The 6,209-nt window shown below is 68.3% G+C and carries 9 protein-coding genes; all 9 read left to right on the top strand.

The genetic code is table 11. The features are described from left to right. The coding region (locus E2493_RS16340) for a hypothetical protein (RefSeq protein ID WP_225421412.1) at nucleotides 1–343 on the top strand (343 nt) is incomplete at its 5' end. 262 nt (nucleotides 344–605) lie between these two features. Further along, complete coding sequence (locus E2493_RS16335; RefSeq protein WP_135088816.1) at nucleotides 606–1,283, top strand: energy transducer TonB; 678 nt, start codon at nucleotides 606–608, stop codon at nucleotides 1,281–1,283. Between the two features lie 41 nt (nucleotides 1,284–1,324). Next, a complete protein-coding gene (locus E2493_RS16330) occupies nucleotides 1,325–1,687 on the top strand; it encodes a hypothetical protein (protein ID WP_135088813.1) in 363 nt (120 codons plus the stop codon). A gap of 17 nt (nucleotides 1,688–1,704) precedes the next feature. After that, entirely contained in the window at nucleotides 1,705–2,709 is a 1,005-nt protein-coding gene (gene ribD / locus E2493_RS16325; protein ID WP_135088852.1) for a bifunctional diaminohydroxyphosphoribosylaminopyrimidine deaminase/5-amino-6-(5-phosphoribosylamino)uracil reductase RibD, read from the top strand. A 10-nt stretch (nucleotides 2,710–2,719) separates the two neighbouring features. After that, on the top strand, nucleotides 2,720–3,322 hold the full coding sequence (locus E2493_RS16320; RefSeq protein ID WP_135088810.1) for a riboflavin synthase: 603 nt from the start codon (nucleotides 2,720–2,722) through the stop codon (nucleotides 3,320–3,322). Further along, nucleotides 3,322–4,428, top strand: a complete 1,107-nt coding sequence (ribB, locus tag E2493_RS16315; protein WP_135088807.1) for a 3,4-dihydroxy-2-butanone-4-phosphate synthase — start codon at nucleotides 3,322–3,324, stop codon at nucleotides 4,426–4,428. The genes E2493_RS16320 and ribB overlap by 1 nt, the downstream gene beginning before the upstream one ends. Before the next feature lies 1 nt (nucleotide 4,429). After that, nucleotides 4,430–4,849 carry a 6,7-dimethyl-8-ribityllumazine synthase gene (gene ribH / locus E2493_RS16310; protein WP_135088804.1) on the top strand — a complete coding sequence of 140 codons (420 nt, stop codon included), beginning with the start codon at nucleotides 4,430–4,432 and terminating at the stop codon, nucleotides 4,847–4,849. 208 nt (nucleotides 4,850–5,057) lie between these two features. Then, nucleotides 5,058–5,435 (top strand): hypothetical protein, encoded by a 378-nt coding sequence (locus tag E2493_RS16305; protein ID WP_135088801.1) that lies wholly within the window; start codon nucleotides 5,058–5,060, stop codon nucleotides 5,433–5,435. A 249-nt stretch (nucleotides 5,436–5,684) separates the two neighbouring features. Next, on the top strand, nucleotides 5,685–6,203 hold the full coding sequence (locus tag E2493_RS16300) for a Csu type fimbrial protein (RefSeq protein WP_167737579.1): 519 nt from the start codon (nucleotides 5,685–5,687) through the stop codon (nucleotides 6,201–6,203). Nucleotides 6,204–6,209 lie beyond the last annotated feature (6 nt).

Here is a 6,209-nt window from a genome sequence, read left to right as displayed (position 1 = left end):
CTTCCTCAGCGAGAGCTACATCTTCGAGCACAATGACCGCTTCGCGGTCGCTGCGGCCGAGGAGGGTGATGCCTTTGTCCCGTTCGTCGGCGATCTCGCCGGCGTGCTCTGCGCCAAGCACGAGCGGGTCGTCAGCAACGACAATTGCATCCGCTTCGAGGGCTTGGTGCTGCAAATTCCCGAGCAGCGTCACCGCCGTCACTACGTCAAGGCGACCGTCCAGGTGCGTCAGCAAGGCGACGGCTCCATCGCGATCTATCACGGTCCGAGGCGCCTCGCCGGCTACATGAGCGATGGCCGCCTGGTCATCGAACAGGGAGGACCCACGAAATCGGCCGCTTAAGTCTGCTCGGCGGCCGACCTGTGGCCTCCTGGTCGGTGCTCCGCACCGCCCACGATCCCACAGGTCGAACAGGAAAGAAGCGGACATTTGATGTGCTACGAAAGCCGGACATCTTTACGTGCTAGCGACATCCGTGGACTGAACGGGTCAGCCGCTCGCCCCCCAGGGTGCCGGAACATTTCTGTTGCTCCCGCTTTCACGATATGTTGTAACATCATGTTATGAGATAAAGTCACATAAGAAGGTGAGAGAGGAGAAGGACATGCAAGGCAGCTTCGCCCAACCGACCAGGAGCAACGGCACCGCCATCGCCATCGTGATGGCGATGCACGCCGCCGGGATCACCGCACTGGCCTTGGCCAAGACCGAGGTCTTCAAGCGGCCCCCAGGCATAATCGAGGTCACCAGCATCCCTCTGCCCAAGGATCCGCCACCGCCCCCCAAACCCGTGGAGCAGGTGAAGAAGCAGGTCGAGCCGCAGCATATCTCCGAAGTCTTTGTCCCCGAACCGATCGTGGCGACACCCGTCGCACCGGTGTTCGTCGAGACCACACAGACGCCGCGTGTCGATCCGCCGGCCTGGACTCCTCCCGGTATCACCGAGGCGAAGCCGCTCGCCGATCCTCCGGCTCCCGAGCCGAAGAAGATCGAGAGCGCCCGCGCCCGGGCGAACCTCGCCTCCTACGTCTCCGACGCCGATTATCCGGCGGCGGCGATCCGCGGCGAGGAGCAGGGCGTTGCCCGCTTCCAGCTCAGCGTCGGCACCAACGGCCGGGTGACCGGCTGCACCATCACCGGCTCGAGCGGCTCCTCCGCGCTCGACGCCGCGACCTGCCGGATCATGAAGCAGCGCGCCCGCTTCACCCCGGCGCGCGACAGCGCTGGCAACCCGACCACCGACACGGTCTCCAACGCGATCAAGTGGGTCCTGCCGGAGTGACGTTCGGCCCCTCCTCCCGCATCCCGTGGCGGGAGGAGGGGGTGGCGAAAACCGGGGCGAAACTCTATCTTCGGGCCATGCCGCTGCCCCGTCCTTCGTCCCCGCGCGCCCTCTGGGCCGACGTTCGCGCTTTCACCGCCGAGCGCAGTCCCGTGCAATGGGCGGCTGCCGCCGTCGCAATCATCATGCCGACCGCCTTGATCGCGCTCTTCGTCGCCGACGGGAAGACCAACATCCAGCCCGGCCCGCAGATGATCTACGTCGAGAGCTGGAGCGCCAATCGCACCGACGCGGAGATCATCGCCGATCAGAAGAAGGATCAGGCGAAGCGCGAGGCGCTGCAGAAGGAGCGGCAGCGCCAGTTCAAGAAGCTCGACCAAGACCTGGATCGGCTCGGCATTTGAGCGAAGACCTGCGCTGGATGCAGGCCGCGGTCGCCCTCGGCGAGCGCGGCCGCGGGCGCACGGCGCCCAATCCGTCGGTCGGCTGCGTCATCGTCAACCAAGGGCGCCTCGTCGGCCGCGGCTGGACACAGGCTGGCGGGCGCCCTCATGGCGAGGCGATGGCGCTCGACCAGGCGGGGCGGGAAGCGCGTGGCGCCACCGTCTACGTCACGCTCGAGCCCTGTGCCCATCCCAGCGAGCGGGGCCCCGCCTGCGCCGACCTGCTGGCGCAGGCCGGCGTCGCCCGCGTCGTCATCGCCTTGGGCGACCCGGACCCCCGCACGGACGGCCGCGGCATCGCCCGTCTCCGCGCCGCGGGTGTGGCGGTCGAGACCGGCTGCGGCGCCGCGCTCGCCGAGCCGTCGCTTGCCGGCTTCCTCACCCGCGTTCGGCTCGGCCGCCCGTTCGTCACGCTCAAGCTCGCCATGTCGCTCGACGGCAAGATCGCCCTTCCCTCGGGCGAGAGCCGCTGGATCACAGGGGAAGACGCGCGCGCCCACGTCCATGGCGAGCGCGCCCGATCGGACATGATCCTGGTCGGCCGCGGCACCTATGAGGCCGATCGGCCGGGGCTCGACGTTCGCCTGCCCGGTCTCGAGGATTGGTCGCCGCGGCGGGCCATCCTCACCCGCGGCAACGGTGTCGAGGGATGGGCGAGGCTTGGCAGCCCGGACGAGGTGTTCGCGCTCGAAGACGTCAACGATCTGCTCGTCGAGGGCGGCTCCGGCGCCGCCTCCGCCTTTCTCCAGGCGGACCTCGTCGACCGGATGCTGATCTACCGCGCGCCGATCCTGATCGGCGAGGGACGCTCGTCGATCGGCTATGTCGGCCTGACCAGCATCGCCGAGGCACATCGCCGCTGGCGGATGTCCGATTCGCGGATGCTTGGAATCGACCGCCTGGAAGTCTACGAGCGCGACAGACACTCACCCCCGCCGCCCACCGAAGCAAATATCGGCCGCGGAGACGCGCGCGGGACCTGATCGGAAGACGATGTTTACCGGACTCATCACCGACGTCGGACATGTCCGCGCCGTCGAGCAGAAAGGCGATCTCCGCCTCGTCATCGGCTGCGGCTACGACATGGCCGGAATCGATCTCGGCGCCTCGATCGCCTGCTCGGGCGTCTGCCTCACCGTCGTCGACAAGGGCGACGACTGGTTCGCGGTCGACGTCTCGGCCGAGACGCTGAACCGCACCGCCGCCGGCCTCTGGCAGGAGGGCGCCAGGCTCAACCTCGAGCGTTCGCTCCGCCTCGGCGACGAGCTCGGCGGTCATATCGTCACCGGCCATGTCGATGGCGTCGGCGAGATCGAAGCGGTGGCCGAGGTCGGCGGATCGACCCGCGTCACGATCGTGGCCCCACCGATCGTGGAGGCCTATGTCGCGGCCAAGGGCTCGATCGCGCTCGACGGCGTTTCGCTGACGGTCAACGAGGTCGAGCCGATCAGCGACGGCGTGCGCTTCGCGATCAACATCATTCCCCACACTGCCGAGCGAACCACCTTCTCCGCACTCGCGCCGGGTCGCCCGGTCAACATCGAGATCGACATCCTCGCCCGCTATATCGGCAGGATGATGGAGCTGAGACGCTGATGGAACGCGGTTTTCTCTCCACCCCCGAAGAGCTGATCGACGAGGCGCGCAACGGCCGGATGTTCATCCTGGTCGACGACGAGGATCGCGAGAACGAGGGCGATCTCGTCATCCCCGCCCAGATGGCGACGCCCGACGCGATCAACTTCATGGCGCGGCACGGCCGGGGCCTGATCTGCCTGGCCATGTCGAAGGCACGGGTCGATCAGCTCGGCCTCGGCCTGATGAGCCGCCACAACGGCACTCGCCACGAGACCGCCTTCACCACCTCGATCGAGGCGAAGGAGGGAGTCACCACCGGCATCTCGGCCGCCGACCGCGCGCGCACCATCTCGGTCGCGATCGACGCCTCCAAGGGTCCCGAGCATATCGTCACGCCCGGGCACGTCTTTCCGCTCGTCGCACGCGACGGCGGCGTCCTGATCCGCGCCGGCCATACCGAGGCGGCGGTCGACATCGCCCGGCTCGCCGGCCTCAACCCCTCCGGCGTGATCTGCGAGATCATGAAGGAAGACGGGACGATGGCGCGGATGGACGATCTCGTCGCCTTCGCCCAGCTCCACGGGCTGAAGGTCGGCACGATCCGCGACCTGATCGCCTACCGGCTGAAGAAGGATCATCTCGTCGAGCCGACCGCCGAGGCGACGTTCGAGAGCATCTGGGGCGGCACCTGGACGGCCCGCTCGTTCCTCAACAAGGCGCTCGGCACCGAGACGGTGGCGCTGATCAAGGGCACGATCGATCCCTCGCGGCCCACGCTGGTGCGCATGCACCAGCTCGGCCTGTTCGAGGACATGTTCGGCGAGGCGAGCCCGCGGAGCGGGCTGCTGAAGGGCGCGATGCAGGCGATCGCCGCGGAAGGCTCCGGAGTTATTGTCGCGCTCACCCGCCAGGTTCCGATCCACGACATCCTCGATGCGCGCTCGGGCAAGGGCGAGACGAAGGACATGGAGCAGCTGCGCGATTATGGCGGCGGCGCGCAGATCCTGTCGGCGCTCGGCATCCACGACATGGTGCTGCTCACCAACACCCACCACACCCCGATCGCGCTCGAAGGCTATGGCCTGAAGATCGTCGGCGAGCGACCGATCCCGCTGGAGAATTGACTTGGCCCGCTTCCTCATCGTCGAAGCCCGCTTCTACGACCATCTGAACGACCTGCTCCTCGAAGGCGCGCGCGGCGCGCTGGAGGAGGCGGGGCACGGCCACGAGACCGTGACCGTTCCCGGTGCTCTGGAAGTGCCGGCGGCGATCGCCCTGGCAGCCGAGACCGGGCGCTACGACGGCTTCGTGGCGCTGGGGGTCGTCATCCGCGGCGAAACCTACCATTTCGAAGTGGTTTCGAACGAAAGCGCGCGTGGGATCATGGCCCTCACGCTGGACGGCCTGCCGATCGGCAACGGCATCCTGACCGTCGAGAACGAGGCCCAGGCGCTCACCCGCGCCCGCCGCGACGAGAAGGACAAGGGCGGCGAAGCGGCCAAGGCCGCAATCGCAATGCTCGGCCTCAAGGAACGTTTCGCTTGAGACCGAGATCGCCTCGGGCTGAATCGGCCTGAGGCGCGGATCGCGCTCTATCCGCCACCGGCGGCGTGAAGCTCTCGTCGATCGGCTGCGCCCTTCTGGGACAGTCGCCCGAAGCCGCGATTCACGGCCGCGCCCGCCGCGCCCCTCTATAGTAAGAGGGAAAGCGTTCGGCGCCCGCACGGGCGCCCAGGCGAGCGGAGAAGCTTCGATGTCCAGCGGCCTTTGCCTGCGATCCACCGGACGGGCTGCAGCCCTGCTCGCCGGAGTCTCGCTGGCCGCGATGTCGAGCGGCGCCAGCGCCGACGACCGCGCCCTGCTCGGCGTGAGCATCATCGTCGAGCCGAGCTGCGCCGTCTCGGCGCCGTCGCGCATCGAGAAACCGCAGGTCGAGGCCCGCGGCAGCGCCCGCGGCGCGGAGATGCTCGACATCGCCTGCACCAGCGGCACCTCCTGGTCCGCGACGACCGACGAACAGGCCGAGCCGGCGGAGGCGCTTGCCTCTGCCGACCGTGAGGCTCGCCCGCAGCCTCGGCAATATCGTGACGCCGAGCCGGCCAAGCTGATCCGGATCACCGTCCGCTACTGACGCCGGGCGCGCCGCGCCGCTCAACCGCCGCCACAGCCGCAATTCCACTCCGCAGCGCACCCGCTGCGGTGGCCGCGCGCCCGTCTCCGCACCCTGTCCGGAGCGGCTCGACCGCCCTCAAAACATGCTAAAAAGTTTCTTAACCATCCCCTGCGTATTTTCCCGGCACTGCGCACCTTGCGCAGAGGTGAGCGGCGTGCAGCCAAGTCGAAGGGCGGCTCGCTGCCTCAGTTGATGGGAGACTCAAGCATGCATCGGAATGTCTTCAACCTCAGTCGTGCGGGCGCCGTCCTCGCGGCCGCAGGGGCCCTGGGCTTCGGCGCCGCACCGGCCTTCGCGCAGACGGCCAGCTCGAGCCTCGACGTATCGGCCACCGTCACCGCCAATTGCACGGTGACGACCAGCCCGATCGCGTTCGGCGCGGTGAACACGCTCAGCAGCTCCAACGTCGACGGCACCGGCGGCGTCACCGTCACCTGCACCAACGGCACGGCCTGGGCCGCGTCGGCGGACGCGGGCTCGGGCACCGGCGCCACCCTCGGCAACCGCCGCATGACCGCCGGCTCGAACCAGCTCAGCTACAATCTCTACACCGACAGCGGCCGCAGCAGCGTCTGGGGCGACGGCACCGGCAGCACCGCGACGGTCGCCAACACCGGCACCGGCCTCGCCCAGGATTTCACCGTCTACGGCCGTGTCGCGGCCGGTCAGACATCGGTCCCGGCCGGCAGTTATTCGGACACCGTCGCGGTGACGATCACCTATTGATGACTG

Source organism: Sphingomonas parva (ex Maeng et al. 2020) (assembly GCF_004564275.1).
GTDB classification, from domain to species: domain Bacteria; phylum Pseudomonadota; class Alphaproteobacteria; order Sphingomonadales; family Sphingomonadaceae; genus Allosphingosinicella; species Allosphingosinicella parva.
This window is presented reverse-complemented; position numbering and strand designations above follow the sequence as displayed.